This is a genomic window from Pseudomonas fragariae (ex Marin et al. 2024) (assembly GCF_059621105.1).
On sequence record NZ_CM184369.1, the window covers coordinates 3,481,079 to 3,504,679 of the forward strand.

At 58.9% G+C, this 23,601-nt stretch carries 14 protein-coding genes; 7 read left to right on the top strand and 7 right to left on the bottom strand.

The window, feature by feature from the left end; genetic code table 11:
• The first annotated feature begins 20 nt into the window (after positions 1 to 20).
• From AC54XV_RS14915 to AC54XV_RS14935, 5 genes are all read left to right on the top strand, one after another.
• Complete coding sequence (locus tag AC54XV_RS14915) at positions 21 to 302, top strand: peptidylprolyl isomerase (RefSeq protein WP_002553340.1); 282 nt, start codon at positions 21 to 23, stop codon at positions 300 to 302.
• A 235-nt stretch (positions 303 to 537) separates the two neighbouring features.
• Entirely contained in the window at positions 538 to 2,406 is a 1,869-nt protein-coding gene (locus AC54XV_RS14920) for an extracellular solute-binding protein (protein ID WP_058398265.1), read from the top strand.
• The gene (locus AC54XV_RS14925) at positions 2,407 to 3,471 is read left to right on the top strand and encodes a microcin C ABC transporter permease YejB (RefSeq protein WP_058398264.1); all 1,065 of its coding nucleotides are present in this window, start codon (positions 2,407 to 2,409) and stop codon (positions 3,469 to 3,471) included.
• Entirely contained in the window at positions 3,471 to 4,493 is a 1,023-nt protein-coding gene (locus AC54XV_RS14930; RefSeq protein WP_003400841.1) for an ABC transporter permease, read from the top strand. Before AC54XV_RS14925 ends, AC54XV_RS14930 begins: the two co-directional genes overlap by 1 nt.
• 1 nt (position 4,494) lies before the next feature.
• Positions 4,495 to 6,072: an ABC transporter ATP-binding protein gene (locus AC54XV_RS14935; protein WP_060409414.1), complete on the top strand. Its 1,578-nt coding sequence runs from the start codon at positions 4,495 to 4,497 to the stop codon at positions 6,070 to 6,072.
• Between the two features lie 50 nt (positions 6,073 to 6,122).
• Here AC54XV_RS14935 and AC54XV_RS14940 read toward each other — a convergent pair whose 3' ends face one another.
• Positions 6,123 to 7,292, bottom strand: coding sequence for a PilT/PilU family type 4a pilus ATPase (locus tag AC54XV_RS14940; protein ID WP_003400837.1), 1,170 nt, complete (start codon positions 7,290 to 7,292; stop codon positions 6,123 to 6,125).
• Between the two features lie 123 nt (positions 7,293 to 7,415).
• Here AC54XV_RS14940 and AC54XV_RS14945 point away from each other — a divergent pair, with 123 nt between their 5' ends.
• A complete protein-coding gene (locus AC54XV_RS14945) occupies positions 7,416 to 7,691 on the top strand; it encodes a peptidylprolyl isomerase (protein WP_003400836.1) in 276 nt (91 codons plus the stop codon).
• A gap of 74 nt (positions 7,692 to 7,765) precedes the next feature.
• Here AC54XV_RS14945 and pgm read toward each other — a convergent pair whose 3' ends face one another.
• From pgm to AC54XV_RS14970, 5 genes are all read right to left on the bottom strand, one after another.
• Positions 7,766 to 9,412 (bottom strand): phosphoglucomutase (alpha-D-glucose-1,6-bisphosphate-dependent), encoded by a 1,647-nt coding sequence (gene pgm / locus AC54XV_RS14950; RefSeq protein ID WP_011268077.1) that lies wholly within the window; start codon positions 9,410 to 9,412, stop codon positions 7,766 to 7,768.
• Between the two features lie 163 nt (positions 9,413 to 9,575).
• Entirely contained in the window at positions 9,576 to 11,903 is a 2,328-nt protein-coding gene (locus AC54XV_RS14955) for an ATP-dependent DNA helicase (RefSeq protein ID WP_496716992.1), read from the bottom strand.
• A 105-nt stretch (positions 11,904 to 12,008) separates the two neighbouring features.
• Positions 12,009 to 13,415 carry an aminotransferase-like domain-containing protein gene (locus AC54XV_RS14960; protein WP_058398261.1) on the bottom strand — a complete coding sequence of 469 codons (1,407 nt, stop codon included), beginning with the start codon at positions 13,413 to 13,415 and terminating at the stop codon, positions 12,009 to 12,011.
• Positions 13,416 to 13,506: 91 nt separating this feature from the next.
• Positions 13,507 to 15,009 carry a hypothetical protein gene (locus AC54XV_RS14965; RefSeq protein ID WP_024641466.1) on the bottom strand — a complete coding sequence of 501 codons (1,503 nt, stop codon included), beginning with the start codon at positions 15,007 to 15,009 and terminating at the stop codon, positions 13,507 to 13,509.
• 592 nt (positions 15,010 to 15,601) lie between these two features.
• The gene (locus tag AC54XV_RS14970) at positions 15,602 to 16,624 is read right to left on the bottom strand and encodes a zinc-dependent alcohol dehydrogenase family protein (RefSeq protein WP_003400830.1); all 1,023 of its coding nucleotides are present in this window, start codon (positions 16,622 to 16,624) and stop codon (positions 15,602 to 15,604) included.
• Positions 16,625 to 16,934: 310 nt separating this feature from the next.
• On the opposite strand from AC54XV_RS14970, the gene AC54XV_RS14975 reads away from it, so the two are divergent.
• Complete coding sequence (locus AC54XV_RS14975) at positions 16,935 to 17,849, top strand: LysR family transcriptional regulator (protein WP_003347707.1); 915 nt, start codon at positions 16,935 to 16,937, stop codon at positions 17,847 to 17,849.
• A gap of 240 nt (positions 17,850 to 18,089) precedes the next feature.
• Here AC54XV_RS14975 and AC54XV_RS14980 read toward each other — a convergent pair whose 3' ends face one another.
• A complete protein-coding gene (locus AC54XV_RS14980) occupies positions 18,090 to 23,228 on the bottom strand; it encodes a RecQ family ATP-dependent DNA helicase (protein ID WP_058398260.1) in 5,139 nt (1,712 codons plus the stop codon).
• Between the last annotated feature and the right edge of the window lie 373 nt (positions 23,229 to 23,601).

The window sequence follows — 23,601 nt, forward strand, 5'->3', positions numbered from 1 at the left end:
TTCACAGGAGATTATTCCCCATGGCTAAAGCCACTGCCCGCCACATCCTTGTTTCGAGCGAAGAAAAATGCAACGAACTCAAGGCGCAGATCGAAGGCGGCGCTGATTTCGCAGAAATCGCCAAGGCCAATTCCAGCTGCCCGTCGAGCCGTCAAGGCGGTGACCTGGGTTCGTTCGGTCCAGGCCAGATGGTCAAGGAATTCGACACCGTCGTGTTCAGTGCTCCGGTGAACACCGTTCAGGGTCCGGTAAAGACTCAGTTCGGCTATCACCTGCTGGAAGTGACCAGCCGTCAGGACTGATCCTGCCGCGCCGGGTGCCAGACGGCTCATCTTCGGATGGGCCGTTTTTGTATGTGGCCGTTTTCAACAACACAGTGACCCGGCATGCGCGCCGTGGCTTGGCGAGGCGGCCATTTGTCTGTAGAAGATAGCGCGATGCAGAGCCATGAGCTCTGCCATGTTTTTTGTCACCGCTGCACAGCCAGTCGCCTTTAACCCTGACGTTCGCTTGCGAACGTCAGTCAGGATTCGAGTCATGCGTTTTGTTTTTTCATCATTGCTCGCCTTGACGCTGACCTTCGTTGGCGCTGCCCAATCGCTGTACGCAGCCCCGCAACACGCCCTGACCGTTTACGGCGAAGCTGCGCGCTATCCCGCTGACTTCAAGCACTTCGATTACGTGAACCCGGACGCGCCCAAAGGCGGCAGCATGCGCCGCTCGGCCATCGAGATCGGCCAGTTCGATCACCTGATGCCCTTCACCGACAAGGGCATGGGCGTTTCGCAGATCAACGGCATGCTCTATTCCCCACTGGCCACGCGCTCGATGGATGAGCCCTACACCGTCTACGGGCTTGTCGCCGAGAAAATGGAGCGTGGCGCGGATGGCCTCTCCCTGCGCTTTTACCTGAACCCGAAGGCACGTTTCGCGGACGGCACGCCGATTACTGCCAGTGACGTGAAGTACACCTACGAGCTGCTGATGACGCAGGGCAACCTGCAATACCGCACCCAGTTTGAAGCGGTCAAGGGCGTGGAGGTCGAATCGCCTTCGCAGGTCCGCTTCGACTTCAAGCAGAGCGATAACCGCACCCTGCCCCTCGACCTGGCTTCGCTGCCGGTATTCCCCGAACACTGGTGGAAAACCCGTGACTTCGCCAGCGGCGCCGGCTTTGAAATTCCGCCCGGCAGCGGGCCCTACCGGATCAGCCATGTGGACCCTGGCCGCACCGTTACCTTTGAGCGCGATGCGGACTGGTGGGGCAAGGACCTGCCGGTCAGCAAAGGCCTGTATAACTTCGACAGGTTCAGCATCGAATACTTCGGCGACACCGATGTTGCACGTACGGTACTCAAAGGCGGCGCCTACGATTACAACCGCGAGTTTTCGGCCACCGGCTATTCAATCCGCTATGACGGCCCGGCCCTCAGCGACGGACGCCTGCAGAAAGCCCAACTGGCCAGAGGCGCGGTGCAAAGCTCGCAGGGTTTCGTCTTCAACCTGAGCCGCCCCATGTTCCAGGACCGCCGCGTGCGCCAGGCGCTGTCGCTGCTCTGGGACTTTGAATGGACCAACCGGCAGATGATGCGCAACATGTACATCCGCCAGAACAGCTTCTTCTCCAACTCGGAGCTGGCCGCCAGCGAACTGCCCACGCCGGCTGAGCTTAAAATCCTCGAACCATTGCGCGGCAAAGTCCCCGACCAAGTGTTCGACAGCGTGTTCGAGACGCCCAAAACCGATGGCACAGGCTTCATTCGCGACAAGCAGCTGCAAGCGCTGGCCCTCATGGAGGAAGCAGGCTGGACGCCAAAGGGCGATGAGCTGGTGAATGCCCAGGGCGAACCCTTCAGCTTCACTTTTCTCAATGCACAAACAGGTTTCGAGCGGATGCTGCTGCCCTACAAACGCACCCTGGCGCAGATCGGTATCCACTTCGACATTCGCCGCATCGATGCCGCGCAATACCTCAACCGCGTCATGGCCCGCGATTACGACATGATCGTCACCGGCTACCCGGTCTCGACATCGCCCGGTGCCGAGCTGTACAGCAGTTTCGGCTCCAAAGTGGCGATGGACCCTGGTTCGAGCAATTACATGGCGCTGCAAGAACCCGCCGTCGATGCGCTGATTGCCGGCCTGCTCAAGGCCGACAGCAAGCAGACCATGACCGACTACGCCCATTGCCTGGACCGGGTACTGCAGTGGAACTACTACTGGATTCCCAACTATTATCCGCCCGGCTCTTCAACCGTCTGGTGGAACCGTTTCGGCATCCCGAAAATTCAGGCCAGCAATAACGAAGCCATCGAAACATGGTGGGAAATCAGCCCGACACCGCTGACCAACGAGCAATTCGCTGAAAAACGCGGCGCTTCAGCCATTGTTTCGGAGATGCAGTGAATGCTTGGCTATATTCTGCGTCGCCTGCTGCTGATCATCCCTACCCTGCTGTGCATTCTGCTGGTCAACTTTTTCATCGTGCAGGCCGCGCCGGGCGGGCCTGTCGAACAGGCCATTGCTCGCCTGCAAGGGATCGGCGGTGCCACCGTGGGCGCGGGTGCCAGCGAGTCCGTCGGGGCCGGTCACTCCAAGGCGTCCCGAGGGCTTGACCCGGCACTGATCAAGCAGATCGAACGCCAGTACGGTTTCGACAAGCCACTGCACGAACGTCTCTGGCTGATGCTGAAGAACTACGCACGACTGGATTTCGGCAGCAGCTTCTTTCGCGGCGCAACGGTGACCGACCTGATTCTGCAGAAAATGCCAGTGTCGATATCGCTGGGACTCTGGGCGACATTGCTGACCTACCTGGTGTCGATCCCGCTGGGGATTCGCAAAGCAGTCAAACACGGCAGCCAGTTCGATATCTGGAGCAGCACCGCCATCATCATCGGCTACGCCATGCCAGCCTTCCTGTTCGCCATGCTGCTGGTGGTGGTGTTCTGCGGCGGCACGTCGCTGAACTGGTTTCCGGTGCGCGGGCTGGTCTCGGACAACTTCGAGCAACTGACTACGATCGGCAAGATCGCTGACTATTTCTGGCACCTCGCGCTGCCGGTCTTGGCGCTGGTGATTGGTGGCTTTGCCACGCTGACCCTGCTGACCAAACATTCCTTTCTCAACGAAATCACCCGCCAGTACGTGACCACGGCCCGCGCCAAGGGCATGAGCGAGCGGCGGGTGCTGTATGGCCATGTGTTTCGCAATGCCATGTTGCTGGTGGTGTCAGGCATTCCGCAGGCGTTCATCAGCGTGTTCTTTGCCGGGTCGCTGCTGATCGAGGTGATCTTCTCGCTGGATGGCCTGGGCCGCATGAGCTATGAAGCCGCCGTGTCGCGGGACTATCCGGTGGTGTTCGGCTCGTTGTTCATCTTCACCGTGTTCGGCCTGCTGATAAAACTGATCGGCGATATCTGCTACACGCTGGTCGACCCCAGAATCGACTTCAGCGCGAGGAATGCATGATGCGCAGCCTTTCGCCGCTGGCCCGTCGTCGCCTGGAACGCTTTCGCAGCAATCGCCGCGGCTGGTGGTCGCTGTGGCTGTTCTGCGGACTGTTTGCCCTGACCCTGGGTGGCGAACTGATCGCCAATGACAAGCCGCTGCTGGTCAGCTATCAGCATTCACTCTATTTCCCGGTGTTCAAGCGTTATACCGAGCAGCAATTCGGCGGCGAGCTGCCCTTCCAGCCCGATTACCGCAGCGACTACGTGCGCACGCTGATCAGCAAAGGGGACGGCTGGATGCTGTTCCCGCCCATCCCGTTCAGTGACGACACGCCCAACTATGACCTGACCACCCCTGCCCCCAGCCCGCCCTCTGCAGAAAACTGGCTCGGCACCGATGACCAGGCGCGCGACGTCATGGCGCGGGTGATCTTCGGCGCCCGGGTATCGATCCTGTTTGCCTTGGCACTGACCTTTATCAGCGCGTTGATCGGCATCAGCGCCGGGGCGTTGCAGGGCTATTACGGCGGCTGGGTCGACCTGTTCGGTCAGCGTCTGCTGGAGGTCTGGTCGGGCCTGCCGGTGCTGTACCTGCTGATCATCCTGTCAGGCTTCGTCGAACCCGATTTCTGGTGGCTGCTGGGCATCATGGCGCTGTTTTCCTGGCTGACCCTGGTCGATGTGGTGCGCGCCGAGTTTCTGCGCGGCCGCAACCTCGAATACGTCAAGGCCGCCCGCGCGCTCGGTCTGGGCGACCGAAAAGTGATCATGCGCCACATCCTGCCCAACGCAATGACTGCGACGTTGAGCTATCTGCCGTTCATCCTTACCGGCGCCATCTCGACCCTCACCGCGCTGGATTTTCTGGGCTTCGGCATGCCTGCCGGCAGCGCGTCCCTGGGCGAACTGATCGCCCAGGGCAAGCAGAACCTGCAAGCGCCCTGGCTGGGGCTGACGGCGTTCTTTGCCCTCGCGTTGATCCTGACGCTGCTGGTATTCATAGGCGAGGCGCTGCGTGATGCCTTCGACCCGAGGTCCTGACATGTCGGAAAACCTGATCGAAATCCGCGACCTGAGCGTCGCCTTCAACGGGCAGAAAGTGGTCAGCAACCTGAGCCTGGATGTGCGCCGCGGTGAGTGCCTGGCACTGGTCGGCGAATCCGGCTCCGGCAAGTCGGTCACCGCGCATTCGATCCTGCAATTGCTGCCCCGCAGCGGCACACTGACCACGGGCAGCATTACCTACCGGGGTCAACAGCTGGTGGGTGCCGACGACCGCACTCTCCGCGAGCTACGCGGCAACCGGATTGCGATGATTTTCCAGGAACCAATGACCTCGCTGAACCCGCTGCACAGCGTGGCCAAACAGATCGGCGAAACGTTGCTGCTGCATCGCGGCATCAGCGGTCGTGAAGCGCAGAAACGCATTGTCGAGCTGCTGGAGCTGGTCGGTATTCAGCAGCCGGAAAAACGCCTGAAAGCCTATCCGCACGAACTCTCCGGAGGCCAGCGTCAGCGGGTGATGATTGCCATGGCACTGGCCTGCGAGCCGGAGCTGCTGATTGCCGACGAACCGACCACTGCGCTGGACGTCACGGTACAGCGCAAGATCCTCCTGCTGCTCAAGGAGCTGCAGCAGCGCCTGAACATGTCGCTGTTGTTGATCAGCCATGACTTGAACCTGGTGCACAGCGTCGCGCAGCGCGTCTGCGTGATGCGCGCCGGTGAAATCGTCGAGCAGTCCGATTGCAAATCGCTGTTCCAATCACCTCAGCATCCCTACAGCCGCCTGCTGCTGGACGCCGAACCTGCCGGCGAGCCACTGCCACGCGACACCCGGGAAACGGTGCTGCAAGTCGACAACCTGAAGGTCTGGTTTTCCCTGACCGGCGGCATCCTGCGGCGGCACAGGGAATACCTCAAGGCGGTGGATGACATCAGCCTGAGCATCGAGCGCGGCAAGACCCTGGGTATAGTCGGTGAGTCGGGTTCCGGCAAGTCGACCCTGGGTCAGGCGATCCTGCGTCTGCTGGAGTCACGCGGCAGTATCCGCTTTCGCGGGCAGGCGCTGGATGGCCTGAGTCAGAAACAGATGCGCCCGTGGCGTAAAGAGATGCAAGTGGTCTTTCAGGACCCTTACGGCAGCCTCAGCCCGCGCATGTCGGTGGCGCAGATCATCAGTGAGGGGCTGGAGGTGCACAGCCAGTACAACCCGGCGAAATGCGATGCAGAGGTCATTCGGGCGCTGGAAGAAGTCGGCATCGACCCGCAGAGTAGGCATCGCTACCCCCATGAATTTTCCGGTGGCCAGCGTCAGCGCATCGCCATTGCCCGGGCGCTGGTGCTGAAACCCGCACTGATTCTGCTCGATGAGCCGACATCGGCGCTGGACCGTACCGTGCAGAAACAGGTCGTGGCGCTGTTGCGCGAACTCCAGGAAAAGCATGGCCTGACGTATCTGTTCATCAGCCATGACCTGGCAGTGGTCAAAGCCCTCGCCCACGACGTGATCGTGGTCAAGGATGGCAAAGTCGTCGAGCGTGGCGCGAGCCATGATGTCTTCGAGGCACCGCAACATCCCTACACGCAGGAATTGCTGGCGGCCGCGCATCCGGAATGATCTGGCCCACAACGAAGCTTCTGCCCGGGGGGCGTAGGAGCGTCTCTGATTTACGCCTGCGGACCCGGCGCGTCATCATCGACCAGCCCCCACTCGGCGGTGCTTGCCGTGCTGCTGCCGGTCGGGGCCGGCGGCGGTGTGGTGAGGCTCCCGGCGCCGCCTTCACTGTGCAGTTTGAGGCGCAGGCGCACGTTGTTCTGCGAGTCGGCGTTCTTGAGGGCTTCTTCTTCGCTGATCGCCCCTTCGACGGCCAGATTGAACAGCGCCGAGTCGAACGTCTGCATACCGAGGCTGCCGGACTTCTCCATGATGCCCTTGAGTTCGGTCAGTTCATTGCGCTGGATCAGGTCGCGAATGGTCGGCGTGCCCATCATCACTTCCACCGCCGCGCGGCGCTTGCCATCCGGGGTTCTGACCAGCCGCTGGGAGACGAATGCCTTGAGGTTGTTGCCCAGGTCATGCAGTAACTGCGCGCGACGCTCTTCCGGGAAGAAATTGATGATCCGGTCCAGCGCCTGATTGGCGTTGTTGGCGTGCAGGGTCGAGATCGCCAGGTGGCCGGTGTCGGCAAACGCCAGCGCGTGCTCCATGGTCTCGCGATCACGAATCTCGCCGATCAGAATCACATCCGGCGCCTGGCGCAGCGTGTTTTTCAATGCCGCATGGAAGCTGCGGGTATCGACCCCGACTTCGCGCTGGTTGACGATCGATTTCTTGTGGCGATGGATGAACTCGACCGGGTCCTCAATGGTGATGATATGGCCGCTGGCGTTGCGGTTACGGTAGTCGATCAGCGCCGCCAATGAGGTCGACTTGCCCGAACCGGTGGCCCCGACAAACAGCACCAGACCGCGCTTTTCCATGATCACGTCGAGCAGCACGGGCGGCAGGAACAGGTCTTCGAAACGCGGGATGTCCAGCTTGATATTCCGCGCGACGATGGACACTTCGTTGCGCTGCATAAAGATATTGATCCGGAACCGGCCGATGCCCGCCATCGAAACGGCGAGGTTCATCTCCAGTTCGCGTTGAAACTCGAGCTTCTGTTCTTCGTCCATCAGCCCCTGGGCAATGACTGCGACCTCCCCCGGCTTGAAGGTTTCGCTGCCCAGTGGCTTGAGCACACCGTTGAACTTGGCGCACGGTGGCGCTCCGGTGGAGAGGTACAGGTCCGATCCGTCCTGACTGGCCAGAATCTTCAACAGCGCCGGGAAATCCATAATCAATACCGTACAAAATGAAGTAAAGAGACCACGACCGTCAGGACGGCACGTGTGACGCGCGGGCGTCGCTCAGCAAGAGCAGGCATAATGGCAGCCTTTTGCAGCAGGTGATATTGCGACATGAAAGCCCAAGCCCGCCATATTCTGGTGAAGACCGCCGAAGAGGCCGAACAGCTCAAGCTGCGTATTGCCAAGGGTGAGGCGTTTGACGTGCTGGCTAAAAAGCATTCTAGCTGCCCGTCCGGCAAACGTGGCGGCGATCTGGGCGAAGTCAGGCCTGGGCAAATGGTCGGCGCCATCGATCAGGTGATCTTCAAAAAGCCGCTGCGCATCGTGCATGGGCCAATCAAGAGCAAATTCGGCTATCACCTGGTGCAGGTGTTCTATCGCGACTGAAGCGCAGGGCAAAAGCTGAAAAACCCCGAACCGAGCGCGGTTCGAGGTTTTTCGGGCATCGGCCAGCGCGCTGATCAGTTCGGCGAAATGGCGCCGTCTACCAGCACTTGAGCTTCTGCCACCAGACGCTTGAGGTGATCTTCGCTGACAAAGCTCTCGGCGTAGATCTTGTAGATGTCCTCAGTGCCTGAAGGGCGCGCCGCAAACCAGCCATTTTCGGTCATGACCTTGACGCCACCGAACGCCTGATCGTTGCCCGGTGCATTGCTCAGCACTTGCTGAATAGGCTCGCCCGCCAGTTCAGTGGAAGTCACTTGCTCCGGCGACAGCTTGCTCAGCAGTGCCTTCTGTTGCGGGTTGGCCTTGGCATCGACGCGGGTCGAGAACGGCTCGCCCAGTTCTTCAGTCATGGTCTTGTAGATCTGGCTCGGGTCGCGACCGGTACGCGCGGTCATTTCCGCAGCCAGCAAGGCCGGAATCAGACCGTCCTTGTCAGTGGTCCAGACCGTACCGTCGCGGCGCAGGAACGAGGCGCCGGCGCTTTCTTCACCGCCAAAACCCAGCGAGCCCTCGAACAGCCCCTGAGCGAAGTATTTGAAGCCGACCGGCACTTCGTACAGGCGACGGCCCAGGCGCTTGGCCACCCGATCGATCATGCCGCTGCTGACCACGGTCTTGCCGACCGCTGCATCGGCACGCCACTCGGGACGGTTCTGAAACAGGTAATCGATGGACACGGCGAGGTAGCTGTTGGGCGTCATCAGTCCACCTGACGGGGTCACGATGCCGTGGCGGTCGTGATCCGGATCGCAGGCAAATGCAACCTGATAACGGTCCTTGAGACCGATCAGGCTTTGCATCGCGTGGCTGGAGGACGGGTCCATGCGAATCTGGCCATCCCAGTCGACGGTCATGAAGCGGAACGTAGGGTCGACAAATTTATTGACCACATCCAGATTCAGGCCGTAATGCTCGCCAATCGCCGACCAGTAATTCACTCCGGCGCCGCCCAGCGGGTCGACACCAAGACGCAGGCCCGAGTTGCGGATGGCGTCCATGTCGATCACGTTCTTCAGGTCGGCCACGTAGGTGTTGACGTAATCATGGCGGTGCGTGGTATCGGCACGCAGCGCTTTTTCATGGCTGATGCGTGAAACGCCAGTGACGTTCTCGGCCAGCAGTTCGTTGGCCTTGTTCTCGATCCACTTGGTGACATCACTGTCGGCCGGGCCGCCATTGGGCGGGTTGTACTTGAAGCCACCGCTTTGCGGCGGGTTGTGCGACGGCGTAATGACGATGCCGTCCGCCAGCCCTGAGGTACGGCCGCGGTTGTAGCAGATAATCGCGTGGGAAACCGCAGGCGTCGGGGTGTATTCGTCACCTTGCGAAATCATCACCTGCACGCCATTGGCGGCCAGCACTTCAAGCGCGGTGGCTGCGGCCGGGGTCGACAGCGCGTGGGTATCGGCCCCCAGAAACAACGGGCCGTCGATGCCGTTGGCCTTGCGGTAAAGGCAGATCGCCTGACTGATAGCCAGCACGTGCCATTCGTTGAAACCCAGGTCAAACGACGTGCCACGGTGCCCGGAAGTGCCGAACGCAACACGTTGAGTGGGCACCGATGCATCGGGCTGGCCGGTGTAGTAAGCCGTGACCAGTCTCGGAATATCGACCAGTAACTGCGCAGGTGCCAGCTTGCCGGCGAAAGGACTGAGACTCATACAACCTCCACGAAGAAATGAAATACGGAGAAAAAATAAAGACTTGCTGCAGCTGCCAAGATGATCGATGCCGCAGTTTACTGGCAGTTCGACAGCGCCGCTTGAGTATTGATCCCCGGCATCTGCTTCTGTTTCAGCTCAATCGCCAAAACGGCAACCGAGCTCAGGCCATCGACGTTTCGGGCCGCCACCACGCTGGAAACAACTGCTTCACCTTGTGCTCGGCAAAACGGTCATCGATGAGCATCACCACACCACTGTCACTCTGGCTGCGGATAACCCGCCCCGCAGCCTGCACCACCTTCTGCACGCCGGGGTAAAGGTAGGTGTAGTCGTAACCGGCACCGAACAGCGCCGCCATGCGCTGCTTGAACTGTTCGTTGACCGGATTGAGCTGAGGCAGCCCCAGGGTGGCGATGAACGCGCCGATCAGGCGTGCGCCCGGCAAGTCGATACCTTCACCAAACGCGCCGCCCAGCACGGCAAAACCGATGCCCTGACTGCTCAGGGTGAACCGGTCGAGAAACGCGTGGCGCTCACTCTCGCCCATCCCCCGTGCCTGCAGCCAGAGGCTGATGTGCGGGTGGGTGCGCGCCATCAGCTCGGCGACCTGCTGCAGGTAATCGAAACTGCTGAAGAACGCCAGGTAATTGCCCGGCCGAGCATCGAACTGCTTGGCCATCAGTTCGACAATCGGCGCCAGCGAAGCCTGACGATGAGTGAAGCGAGTGGAAATGCGACTGACGATGCGCACATCGAGCTGATCGTGGTGAAACGGCGATTCCACATCGATCCATGCGGTATTGGCCGGCAATCCCAGCAGGTCCGCGTAATAGTGGCGCGGGTTGAGCGTTGCGGAAAACAGTACCGTGCTGCGCGCAGCGGTCAGGCGCGGGCGGATGAAACGCGCAGGGACGACGTTGCGCAGGCTGAGGCGCGACAGAACGCGCTTGCCGCCCGCCTCGCGCCGGGTGATGTCGAAAATGAAATGCTCATCGAACAGCTCGGCGATGCGCGCAAAGCCGATGGCGTCCAGGTAGAACCCCTGCAACGTGCCATCCACGGCCTGCGGGTGCTCGTTGAAATGATCACCGATGGTCGAGATGCTCTGGTTGAGGCTGCCGATGAATTTTTCCGGTGCTGCCGAATAAGCCTGATAGGTACCGGGCTGTGCCTTGTGCAGCGCATTCCATTGGCGATCCAGGCGCTGCAAGGCTTTTTTCACCGGTTCCGGCGCTGTCTGGATCAAGGCTTTCACCTGGCTCTGGTCAAGGCTCGCGCTGTACATCTGGCGTGCCCGCTCGACCATGTTGTGGGCTTCATCGACCAGCACCGCAACGCGCCACTGATTGAGCTGACCGAGGCCGAACAACAGCGCGCTCAGGTCAAAGTAATAGTTGTAGTCCGCGATGACCACGTCAGCCCAGCGCGCCAGTTCCTGGCTCAAATAATACGGGCAAACCTGATGCTGCAAGGCGACATCGCGTACGCCCGCCTGATTCAGCCACGGCGACGTCAACGCCGCCGAGCGAGCGGCTGGCAGACGATCATAAAAGCCGCTGGCCAGCGGACAGGAATCACCATTACAGGCCTTGTCCGGATGCTCGCAGGCCTTGTCACGCGCCACCAGCTCAAGGACCCGCAGCTTCAGCTCCGGCGCACTGTGATTGATGACTTTCAGTGCATCCAGTGCCAGGCGACGCCCTGGTGTCTTGGCGGTGAGAAAGAAAATCTTGTCGAGCTTCTGGCCGGGTGCGGCCTTGAGCAAGGGAAACAGCGTGCCCACCGTTTTGCCGATACCGGTCGGGGCCTGAGCCATCAGGCAACAGCCGGTACTGACGGCCTTGTACACCGACTCGGCCAGCACCCGCTGCCCGGTACGGAAGGACGCGTGAGGGAATTTCAGGCTGCCCAGCGTCGTGTGCAGCGCCTGCGTATGCGCCAGCTCCTGCTGCGCCCAGCCGAGGAATATCGTGCACTGTCGTTCGAAGAACGCTTGCAACGTGGCCGCACTGAACGGCTCGCGAATCAGGGTTTCCTGCTCGCTGACAATGTTGAAATACACCAAGGCCAGCGTCACTTCCTCAAGCTGCAGGCGCTGGCAAAGCAGCCAGCCGTAGACCTTCACCTGCGCCCAGTGCAACTGACGGTGGTTGGCGGGCATCGCGTCGAGTTCACCGCGATAGGTTTTCACCTCTTCCAGTTGATTGCGACTGGCGTCATAGCCGTCCGCCCTGCCCCTTACCGTCAGCTCGCGATAATCACCACTCAACGACAGCTCGGCCTGGTAATCGGCACCGCGCCGCGCGGCGACCGTGCGGTGCCCGGCAATGCCTTCCTGAGCCGTGGGTGGCGGCGTGAAGCGCAGGTCGAGGTCGCCCACCTTGGCGGTAAACTCGCACAACGCGCGCACGGCGACGACATAACGTGCAGGCAGGTCGCTGGCGAGGACAGGCTCGGGATCAGGGTTTACGGGGGCGTTCGGGGTCACTGCGCTGGGGAGCCGTTGGTTGTGAATACTGGACAGGCGTCCAGTTAACAACCTTGCACCATGTCTGGCAAACACAAATGGATCGACGGCCTGCCATGTCGACGCCTATGGCAGACGAGCGTGACTTAATGCCTCTGCCAGCGCGCCCAGCAGCCTGGCAGGTTCACGGGTCCAGTCAGTCGCATAGCTGACCCACAGATGTTGCGAGTAGCGGTTCTGCAAAGTGAACAGCTCGCCAGGACTGACGACGATCGACTGGGCCAGCAACGTAACGAACACCTGACGCATGTCCACCCGGTACGCACTCTCGGCCCACACGCCGCAGCCGCCCTCGGGCAGTTGATAGCGCAGTGTCCCGCCGGTCTGTTCATCCAGTTGCTGCGTCATCGCCTGCATGCGTCTGCTCAGCGTCTCTCGCAACGCCAGCAGATGCCTGTCCAGACGCCCGCTGCTGCATAACCTGGCGATGGCCCTTTGCCGAAGCGGCGGCAGTTCGAATGCTCGCAGGCAGAAATACTGCTGCCAATGCGCATCCAGGCTTTTGCACAGCAGGTAAGCATAGGGCGCTTCAGGCCCGAGGCTCTTCTCGAATCCGCCGATGATCACCAGCCGCTGCGGGTCGATCCAGTCGCGCAAGGGGGCCTGCCCGGCAGCAAATTGCAGCCCGGCGTGACTGTCGTTTTCCAACACCCAGACCTGATGACGATTGAGCACTTCGGCGACAGCCTGGCTGTTGTCTTGCGGACGCACACTGCCTCGCACCGGGTTCAGCAACGCGGGCAATACGGCAAGGCCGATGTCATGGCCGCGCAATAAGCCGTCAAGCCGGGCCGCATCAAGGCTGCCGGTCTCGTCCAGCGGCAATTCGATAACCCGTATGTCGAACGATTGCAGCAGGCGCAGCAACGCCCAGGCACAGGGCGATTCCACCAGTACCGTGCCGCCGCGCAGCCGCAGCGTGCCAAGCACCGCCTTGAATGCGCCATGAAAGTCAGCGGCAACATAGACATTGTCAGCGTGCCAGCAATGCGCTGCATCGCGGGTGTACCGGGCGGCCAGCGCCGTGCGAAGTTCCGGCTCGCCGAATGGCTGAAAAACCGGGTCCCGCGGGTGCGGGTAATGCCTGCCCAGCTCGCGCTCCATCGCCGGCAGCGGACTGTCCTGGGCGAGCAAAAGCGCCGGCTCATCGCAACCCAGCAACGCCATGCCGGGACGCCGGGCGTTGGCGTACAGGGCCTGCAAAAGATCGCCGTCTGCGTCAGGCACTACGTGACCGTGCGCATTCAAGCTGCGCGGTACCGAGTAATAACCCGATTTGGGCAGCGAATAGACGCGCCCTTCCTTTTCCAGCAATGAATAGGCGCTTTGCACCGTCGATATCGATACGTTCAGGCGCTGCGCCAGCTGTCGCAGTGACGGCATTTTCAGCGCCGGCTCGCCCTGCTGCTGGTCAACCAGACGCACCAGGTAGCGGTAGACCGCCTGATAGGCGAAATCCGTGTTGTTTTTCATGCAGGTACCCGCCGCTCAACCAGAACAGGCTTCAGAACATCGCTGCATGACCAACGCCGTTTACCGACAGCAGTCATGTTTGGCGACCGGATCAGCGTCCCGAGAGCATCTCGGCCACTGCCTGCCCCGTCGCCGGATCAACGGTCATGATCCGGCGCTTGTCGGGGTCGGCAGCGCGGATTCTGGCGATGATTGACTGCGGGTCGTCGAAGTTCACCCGCTGCTTGCCGTAGAGGTTGTGCAACGACTTGAGGCTCAAACCGCTGATATCCACCAGCCACTGCATGACCTGATCCGGCGCCGTCGAACCCGACAGCGCCTTGTGCAGATCCGGCAGCGCTACCAGCATCCCAGGGTGGCAACTGCGCAGAAACGACTCCAGCCCATGGCCATGATCCACGAACGGCGAAAACAGCATGCACACCAGTTGAGTCTCGTTCAGGCCGAAGCCCTCCTGAGCGAAGCTCGATGCCAGCTCGCGGCGCGCCTCGATGCGCGCCCGACCGGCATAAGCGCTCAGCGTCTGGTCGATCAATCGTGGCGGCATCTGCTTTCTGCGCATCAGTGACGTCGCCAGTTCAAGGTATTCGGCGATCCCGTCGGCATAAGTACGCGCTTGCAGGTACTGGGCCGTCAGGCCGCGCATGTGGGCCATCAACAAAGGGTTGGCGCAATCGGATTCACTGAAGCTGAACGACAGATCATCGAAGCGGAAATCGAGGAATTCGGTCAGCAGGTTCCAGTGTTCGTCCGCCTTGCAACTGACCAGATCGGCAATGGTGATGAACGCCGGCGAGCTGCTTTTTTCAGGCAGCGCCATGGCTCGGCTTGCGGGCGTGCTGTCATCGCCCTCACCGTACAGCTCGTGGTAGTAGGCCTGGCCAATCGTATCGATGACATTGAGCACGCTGGCCAGCGTCTGCTTGCCCCAACTGCCCGAGTATTGCCCGGTACGCTGGGCCAGACGCATGATCCAGGTCGCGTACTGACGCTGCTCTCTGAGCGAATCGCCACTGACCACCGCATCAACCCCACTGCCCCAGCTCAGGGCGCGCCCCAGAAACTCCGCCAGCCCGAGGTAACAGGTATTGCAAAACGTGGTGCGGGCGTCGCCAGCAGACAGGTGCCCACCCAGCAGCATGTCCAGACGATTCTGCTCACGCCCCGCGCTGGAAAAAGGCAGGTCCGGCTCGAAGGCCTGGGTGTACTGATTGTCGATCACCAACATCTCGACACGCGGGTCGTCGTAGAGAAACAACGCAGAATAGGTGCGGTTGATGTTATCCATTACCGCAGGAGTCATGCCCGCGTGACGCCGATTGGCAACCCGCAGGCTGAATGTACCGGGCGAGCGGCAGGCAATACTCAACTGGGCAGCGCGCAAAAAGGCCAGTGTGTAGGCACTGTCCTTGCCACCACCGAACGCCACCAGCACCTTGAAGCCGGAAATTCGCTCAATGCCGCCAGCCGCCACAATCAGGCGCTGGATCAACAACTGCAGCGCAGTGCGCTCTGCTCGCGAGAAGTATCCCAACAAGCGTTGCAACACTTGCTGGTAGACATAATTCATTGCCTGTTCGTGGATAGAACTCATTGTGTGTCACCTGCCTGTCGCTCAAGACATGACACCGTGCAGACAGCACATTGAACATCAAGCTGACAACCCAATTTATAGTCGAGCATGACTCATTCCCTGAGTGGTAATTACCGACGCATTATCAGTATCTTTAAAACAATTACAATAGACAGTTTGCATTGAAAAACAGTGCAGTTCAGGGCGAACTTTCAACTGATTAAACATCCTGTTTAAAGGTGTCACCGAACGCCGGCGACAAGCGATTCCCTTTGAACTTAACAGCCTGCAACCCCAGCAGCCAGGCCGCTCAGGCGTCACCACAGGCTGCCGGGCACCCGCCGCCGTTAATATTTCATTCTGACGCGTAGGACATGATATTTATAATATCGCTTTCACTGACAGAACTCATACACTCAAATAAACAATCACGTCGACCCTGTTGCGGGTTTTTATTGTCACTGTTCATTCACAGTTCTGCACGTCTCGGCAAACTGACAGGTGCGTCATTCGACGTCGTTTAATGCCTGGCGGCTCTTTTGCAATATGGAATGCAAAAAGCCCTCCGTTCGGAAGGCTTTTCAATAACCCGCGCTGACAAGGAGGTGATGAATCAGACCGCCTCGACTTCCAGCACCGCACGCCCGCCGATCGGGCAGACATCCATGTAACGGTGCGCCTGCACTACCTGGTCGAACGGAAAGCTGCGCGTCTGCAATGGCATCAGCACCTTGTCGCGAGTCATCTGGTTGATGTCCTGCAAGGCACGCTGCAGCGCTTCTTGATCCTGGGTAATGCCCAGTTCGGGCTTGCCGGTGAAATTGCCCAGGCAATGCACGTAGAACTGGATGTTCTTCTGGAATGCGGCACAGGCCGGGAACGGTGTCTGATTACCGCCTTGCAGGCCATACAGCACCAGACTGCCACGCGGCGCAAGCACATCGCCCATGATCGACATCTGCGGACCGCCAAGACCATCGAAGACGGCATCGACACCACGGTTGTCGGTGTACTTGTTGATCGCCATCAACAAGTCCTGTTCTTCGGTGACCACCACCTTGTCGGCCCCCAGGGACAGCAGGTACTCGCGGGCGTCTTCGGTCTTGGTCGCGGCGATGACCCGAGCCCCCAGCGCCTTGCCCAACTGCACGAATGCAGGGCCGGAGCAGTGGCTGGCGTCGGTGACCAGTACGGTCTGCCCGGACTTGATACGCGCCAGATCAACGTATGCAAAGTAAGCCACCAGATACGGCGTGTAATGCACGCTGGCCTGGACCGGCGTCAGCGCATCCGGATAGCGGGTCAGCGCCCGACGCGGCATGACGATGGATTCGCCATAGACCGGGTGCTGATTGGCGTCGGCAGCAGGAAAACTGGCGACCTTGTCACCCACTTGCAGATCATCCACACCGTCGCCCAGCGCGGTAACCACGCCAGCCATCTCATAACCCAGACCGGCAGGCAGCCGGGCATGGGTAGCCGCGAGATTTTGCCGCCAAAGAACGTCGTACCAGCTGACACCGATGGCCTGAACACGCACCTGTACCTCGCCGGTGACAGGCGACGCGACAGGATGCTCTTCGACTTTGAGCACCTCGGCCGGGCCAAACTGGTGGAAACGGATCGTGCGGGACATTTAGAACCTCGCCTGGTGAACCTTGATGCCACAAACTTTATCCGGGCATTGCCGGCAACACCATCGGTGGCTATTAATAGTCGACATGCCTGTCATCGATTGTGTCCTGTGCGCTGCACGGCGCAGCCAGACAGCGTCCGGGCGTCGATGCGCGTAATGGCCGCCATTGTTCGCATGTCGACGAAACATTGCAAGCCGTGTGGACATTCAGTAACCCCCACAGTAATTTTCGCTGCGCCCGACCCGCATTTGCTCGTACTATCGCACCCTGCTCACGTCCTCAACCGACAAATGGCCCGAGATATTCCGCATGAATCGCAACGACCTGCGTCGCGTCGACCTCAATTTGCTCATCGTTTTCGAGACTCTGATGCATGAGCGCAGTGTCACGCGTGCGGCGGAAAAGCTGTTTCTCGGTCAGCCGGCAATCAGCGCTGCGCTGTCGCGGCTACGCGGCCTGTTCGATGATCCACTGTTCGTGCGCACCGGGCGCAGCATGGAGCCCACCGCCCGAGCGACGGAAATCTTCGCCCTGCTCTCCCCCGCACTCGACTCCATCTCGACAGCGGTCAGCCGCGCCTCGGAGTTCGACCCGGCGACCAGCACCTCGGTGTTCCGCATCGGCCTGTCCGATGACGTCGAGTTCGCACTGTTGCCCACCCTGCTCAAGCGTCTGCGCTCCGAAGCGCCGGGCATTGTGCTGGTGGTCAGACGGGTCAATTACATCCTCATGCCACCCCTGCTCGCCTCCGGAGAGATTTCGGTCGGCGTCAGCTACACCCAGGACCTGCCCGCCAACGCCAAGCGCAAGGTCCTGCGCAGGAGCAAGCCGCAATTGCTGCGTGCCGACTCGATACCCGGCCCGTTGAGCCTCGACGACTTCTGCGCCCGCCCCCACGCACTGGTCTCCTTCGCCGGCGACCTGAGCGGCTTCATCGACGAACATCTGGAAAAACTCGACCGCAAACGCCACGTCGTCCTCGCCGTGCCCCAGTTCAACGGCCTGGCCACACTGCTCACCGGCACCGACATCATCGCCACCGTGCCCGACTATGCGGCGCAGGTCCTGACCGCCGCAGGAGGCGTTCGCTCTGAAGACCTGCCGATTGAAACCCGAACGTTCGAACTGCACATGGCCTGGCGCGGCGCGCAGGATAATGACCCCGGGGAGCGTTGGTTGAGGTCGCGGATTCAGATGTTTTTTGGGGATCCGGATAGTCTTTAGGGGGCGTTGGGCAGGCTGTTTAGCTGGTTATTTCTGGCTTTTCATAGGTCATGGAGATGCAGTACTGCGCACGACACCTGGTATCAAAAATACGACAGCTGCACGGCAGCTATTTCCGGACGGGCGTTGTAAATACGGTATGCGATTTTGGTGTCCTGGCTCCAACCACAGATCAACTCAAATAGCATCGACAGTAGCGCTATTAGCTAAACTACTGCTCGAGGTAGATTAGCGTCAAAGTTATGTATCGCTCATTACGACCCGGCCAGCGATTCTCGGCACGACTAGCTCCCACTCTTGCGAACGATGATAAGCTCGAAACGACTCTTCACACCGGTCAGAACGCCGAACCAAAACAGCCGCCACTTCACACTCCTCAATATCAAGATCTAGGCTGAATGATTTTGCTGTGCGGCCAATAACATAACCGTTGGCGTCCTGAATCAGATATCTATCTTCATGAGCTTTAAACGAAAGCATGTCGCCAGGTTCAAGCGCTGCCAATACCTTGTGTATTGATGCCGTAGGGTTCTGACGCCCAGCATAATCAAGATCAATGTCCTTCAAAGAGAGTTGTAGGTAACGCTTCTCCAGCTCCGCAAGGTATTCTCCTTGGAAGGTTCGCGCCATGACCTCTTCCGTAAGTTGGCTGCAGAAAGGATTGCCTTCTGGGTATTCACACAAGGTTAAAGTCTGCTCGGCGCGAGTCATGCCCACGTAGTAGAGTCGACGCTCATCGCTAAGCGTTTCAGGCTGCGTGGACCAGCCGCCGTCAAGCACGACTACGTGGCGGAACTCCAGGCCTTTGGCGGAGTGGACAGTGCCCAGATAGAGACCCTTTCTAGGTTGCTGACGCAGCTCCCGGAAATAGTCATAGAGCCAATCGAGCAGGATCTCAGCACTTAGCGGACATTGTCCGAACTCGGCTGTTAGCTGATCAAAGGCGACGAGTAACATGTCGTACCATTCTGGCCCGAGCTGCCTCTTACCTAGATATGTCCATGTCTCGGAGGCACTCAGCGGTTCGGTAATCTCTCTTAGTATTTCAACAGCCTGCACGAAGCCACGTTGAGCGGTGAGAGGTAAGACACCTTCCTTGTCGGCTGCCAAACAATATGGAACGCCGTGAGCTTCACACCACGCCTGAAGGGGCAGCAGGTTTTGATGGGTGCGGGCTAGCACGGCACACCCATGCCAATCCTCGCTGTCCAAACTGAGCAGGCGCTGCAACTCTGTCATCGCTGCCTGGGCTTGCAGATTAACCCGTGCGTGGCCCTGAGCGTCTATTTTGAGGCGAAGCACGCGCCCCTCCCGCTCAATGTCGAGGGTTTCCCAGTCACCGCCTTTCGGCATTGCGCGACGAACAGTATCAATCTGAATCGGATGGTCCTTTTTCAGGCGATCTGGGTTACGACCAATAACCCGGTTAGCCGCATCAATGATGCGACCGCTGGAACGGTAGTTGTCGACCAGATAGTTCTTTGTAGCCGAATACTCATCGCGAAAGCGCTCTATATAGCGGTTATTCGTATCCCGCCAGGCGTAGATGTTCTGATCATCGTCACCGACTGCCAAAATGCACAAGCGCCCTTCTTCTTCAGACTTACGCCCGGCCAGCGCACTTACGAGCCGATACTGTAGGTCATCAATGTCCTGGTACTCATCAACGAGGATGTAGCGGTAGCCTCGCATCAATTGCTCGCGCAGATCGTCCTCCCCTTCTACCTGACGCTTGCCTTCAAGCAACTCAACAGCCTCTCCCATCACCTGGGCTAATCGCCCTTCTTCAAGCGTTTCACCTCGCTCGAAGCGAGTGCCCGTCAGGCGCATGGCCATGCGATGATACGTCATCACGTTGACCCCAAAGGCATCAGCGCCAACCAACTTGATCAGGCGCTGCTTGATCTCATTTGCTGCATGCCGGTTGAACGTCAAAGCCACGATACAGCGCGCCGGAACGCGACGAACTCGCAACAGGTAAGCGATTCGATGCACGATCACACGCGTTTTGCCGGAGCCGGGCCCAGCCAGAATCAGGCGATTCACATCATCATCATCGGACACGATGATCCGCTGAGCAGCACTAAGCTTCTCGACAATGCTACGCCAAGATTCCTCACTCGTGGCTAGCTTAAGTACCTCCTCGCGATCTACGAAGTAGCGGCGAATGAACTCCTGTTTGGCTAGTGTGAAATAGTGCTGAACGAGATCCAGGGCATAGCCCATCGAGCCAAGCCCAACCTCGGCATACTCGCGCATGACGTGAACCTGAATACGTTTTTCTCGGTAGTGCTCATCAAGACGCTGATAATCATCTTTCAGGAATCCGGTGCGCTTTCCCCCCTCGACTTCAATCGTCATAGCCCGACGCATGACTGTCATGCCGTGGTTCAGCGTAATCACTTCTTGCTTATGCAGGTACAGCAGTACGTGCTCAACGGCCTTGCGGCGCTGCGACTCTGGGATTCTAGTGCGCAGCTCAAGATCCAGATCAATCAGGCCCATAAGTTCGCCGAACGTAGTATCCACTAACAGGTCTTTGTTGCGTGAACCCGGCGGTAATTTGCCAATCAAAAACGTGAGGACGACAGCGGCCAAAGCACGTCGACGCTCTCCCAGCCCTTGAATAGCTCTCCAGTTGTGTCCGCCGCGGATGCGCAACTTGAGGAAATCCTGAGTGATCTGGCGCAGTTCGAAACTGCTGCGCTGCTGGCTATTGCTGTCGTGATCTTGGGCCAGGCTGCGCAGCAGTCGCAACACGTGAAGCGGTATCAGGTCCTTGTTACCAGAAGCTGTTTTGAGCGTCGAGGTCAACAGTGGCACGTTCAGGTCCTGCCATTCCCCACTCTCGGCCTCAGGCGCCAGTTCCTGCAGCAGGTCGAACAAGGCAGACTCGAGCTGTAAGGTAGCTTGCAGGCGTTGAGTGGAAGGGAACACGACCCCATGTCGGACGTATAAGGTCAGCTTAGAGTCGTTAACCAAAAGCCCCAAGTCCTCCATCTGACGCAGTGTCGCAGTGACTTCTTCGGACGTGAGGCTAGTCAGAGCCATCAAGGCGTCGGTGTTGATTCGCTCGTCGACATTAGCTTCGTACAGATAACTCAAGATAGCCCTGAATTCTTCGAGCCGCCTGGCCGATAACTTAACGGTGGCCAGACGCTTATCGGCCTCCTCCTTAGTCAACTTCAGGCTTGCCGGAAAGATTTGGGTCTGGTTCTCCTCCCGTTTTAAAAACTGCCCTCGCTCAAGCCAGGACACTGCCGTGGCTACCTTGGTTTCAGCATCACGTTCTCCGGCTTCAAAGCTAGTATCAACATGCTCATCCATCAGCACCTCACCGGCAGTGATGACGAGCCTGCTGCCCTTGCGTCGGTCGCTCTCCTTGCGCAACTTGCGCAGGATTTGCTGGATATCACGCAGGGTCAGTTTCGAACCTTCGCACATCCCGAACTGGTTTTCGATGTCCTGAGCGTCATACAGAAGTACGCACCGAGCCTGCCCTTGATCGCGACCGGCGCGACCGGCTTCTTGTAAGTAGTTCTCGAGCGACCCCGGAATATCAGCATGTATCACCAAGCGAATATCGGGTTTGTCGACGCCCATGCCAAAAGCGTTGGTGGCCACGATAATCTTCAGTTCCCCGCCCTTGAAGGCGTCCTGAATATCTTTTTTTTCATGTGGCTCCAGCCCAGCGTGGAAGTACTTGCAAGCCCATCCGTGGCCGATCAAAAAGTCTGCAAGCTCTTCAGCGCCTTTTCGGCTTGAAACGAATATCACCGCGCCACCCTCCCTGGTGCCTAGCTCTTCCTCAATTAACGTCTGAGCATGGTGGCGCTTTTCTGAGCGAGAACACGGCAGGACCTCGAAGTGCAGATTGGTACGCTCGTGGGTACCGATAAAGTGCTTGAAGGTTATGCCCAACTGCTCTTTGAAATGCTGTTCGATGTCCTCAAGCACATCAGGTTTGGCCGTAGCCGTGAAGCAGCCAATCGCCGCGAGCGGACCGTCCCCAGAGAACTGCTTGATGAAGCGCGATACATAGAGGTAATCCGGGCGAAAATCTGCGCCCCATTTGGACAAACAATGCGCCTCATCGAAGATCCAGGCGCCGACCTGACGCTGGGAGATCGCGCGGCGAAAAGCCATATTGCGAAACTGCTCGGGGGATACCAGCAAAATGCCCACATCGCCTAATTGGATCTTCTCCAGCACCTCTGCCCGCTCGGGCATGGTCAACAGACCATTCAAAGTTGCAGCGCATTGGACGTTACGAGCCAGTAGGCCGTCGACCTGATCTTTCATCAGCGACTGCAGCGGCGATATGATGATCGTCAAGCTGCCGTTGCGGTGAAAGCGGTTCAGCGCCGGTAACTGGTAGCACAAGGATTTTCCGCCCCCTGTCGCAAGAATCGCGAGCACGTGCTTGCCCTGCATGCCTGCCAGCACCACGTCATGCTGTAAGGAGCGTCCGTCTGGTTCGGTCCGAAAGTCCTGAATAGGAGCGAAGTAGCGCCTGAGCTCGTGGCGAGGATCATGAGTGGTGCTGCAATAGTCGCATTGGCTCTCCCCGCAGGGAATATCACGCAGTTCAGCAATCAATTTACCTGTTGCAGGAAATTGATGGCGTACCCAAGGTGCCAGAACCGAGTTGCCGCCTGACACGCGCAGCCAGGCCAGCGCATAAGCAAGTGGCCAACGCTGGCTGTCGTCCATGAGGTCGCGTTGCAACAACTGGTTCAGTCGTTTACTGCAAACCTTGGAAGTGCGCGTCAACGTTGGGTCAGTTTCCCTAAGTAGCTCTGGGATCAGGTGACGAATTTCTTTGAGGGATCTAGGCGCCTGACCAGTTATCGAGGTAAAGAACGCCCCCAGGTCGCTATCTGGCATTGGAGCGAGCAGCGCTTGGTAGCAGAGCAGTTCTGATTGCAGATTAATACTCAGATCTTTGAATGCTCGCCGCTGATCATTGAACAGTGTCAAGGTTGAGCGGCAATCGGACAGTGGTGAGTTGAGGCTGTCACGAACGAGTTTGTAATCTTTGACCAGCCGGTGATACGGGTTTTGTGGAAAGGCCAAAGGCGATAGGCGTAGGGTGTCTATCACCGGCAGCTGGTGTAATGCCAGATGCGCAGCTTGCTCTAGAAGTATGGGTAAATCATGGTCGATAACGTTATGGCCAAGTACAAAGCTAGCGCCCTGCCCTAAGCGATCAAGGGCCTCAAGCACTGCAGGCAAGTCCTTGTTGACCTTATGCTCAAGCTCCTCGTCCTTATCAGGACGCATCGCACCAACCATAAATATGCGGTCAGTTTGATTGGGTTTGCCGGGGACGACTTCCAGGTCAAAAATCAGGCTTTTAGGTTGATCCGGTAAAACCATTTGAACAGCATCCTTGTAATAAACCTCTCGCATACTGGCATTTTAACTTCAAATGGCACAGTGCGGATAGGTACGCGAGATTGCGGTGAAGTTCCAACATGGGCAGGTGGTGTCTAGGATTGGGATTTATGAAGCAAGCGAACCCGTCTCAGAAGCGCTTACCGAGAAGCTAGAGAGCAGAAATTTTCTCCCAGTCCCCTGTGTCGATGGCCAGTCATTGGGTAATCATTACGATATCCGGGTGTTCGATGTTCAACATATCAAAGTGCTCTAGTTCGATGCGGTGTTCCTCATCGGGCTGGACGAGCTCGTCGAAGCAAAGCAGACGCTGTTCGAGCGGGTCCTACATATGTGCTTCACCCGTGTGACGACT

Coding starts and splice junctions, on each gene's coding strand:
- AC54XV_RS14915 (WP_002553340.1), top strand. CDS start 21: ATGGCTAAAGCCACTGCCCGCCACATCCTTGTTTCGAGCGAAGAAAAA.
- AC54XV_RS14920 (WP_058398265.1), top strand. CDS start 538: ATGCGTTTTGTTTTTTCATCATTGCTCGCCTTGACGCTGACCTTCGTT.
- AC54XV_RS14925 (WP_058398264.1), top strand. CDS start 2,407: ATGCTTGGCTATATTCTGCGTCGCCTGCTGCTGATCATCCCTACCCTG.
- AC54XV_RS14930 (WP_003400841.1), top strand. CDS start 3,471: ATGCGCAGCCTTTCGCCGCTGGCCCGTCGTCGCCTGGAACGCTTTCGC.
- AC54XV_RS14935 (WP_060409414.1), top strand. CDS start 4,495: ATGTCGGAAAACCTGATCGAAATCCGCGACCTGAGCGTCGCCTTCAAC.
- AC54XV_RS14940 (WP_003400837.1), bottom strand. CDS start 7,292: ATGGATTTCCCGGCGCTGTTGAAGATTCTGGCCAGTCAGGACGGATCG.
- AC54XV_RS14945 (WP_003400836.1), top strand. CDS start 7,416: ATGAAAGCCCAAGCCCGCCATATTCTGGTGAAGACCGCCGAAGAGGCC.
- pgm (WP_011268077.1), bottom strand. CDS start 9,412: ATGAGTCTCAGTCCTTTCGCCGGCAAGCTGGCACCTGCGCAGTTACTG.
- AC54XV_RS14960 (WP_058398261.1), bottom strand. CDS start 13,415: ATGAAAAACAACACGGATTTCGCCTATCAGGCGGTCTACCGCTACCTG.
- AC54XV_RS14965 (WP_024641466.1), bottom strand. CDS start 15,009: ATGAGTTCTATCCACGAACAGGCAATGAATTATGTCTACCAGCAAGTG.
- AC54XV_RS14970 (WP_003400830.1), bottom strand. CDS start 16,624: ATGTCCCGCACGATCCGTTTCCACCAGTTTGGCCCGGCCGAGGTGCTC.
- AC54XV_RS14975 (WP_003347707.1), top strand. CDS start 16,935: ATGAATCGCAACGACCTGCGTCGCGTCGACCTCAATTTGCTCATCGTT.
- AC54XV_RS14980 (WP_058398260.1), bottom strand. CDS start 23,228: ATGGTTTTACCGGATCAACCTAAAAGCCTGATTTTTGACCTGGAAGTC.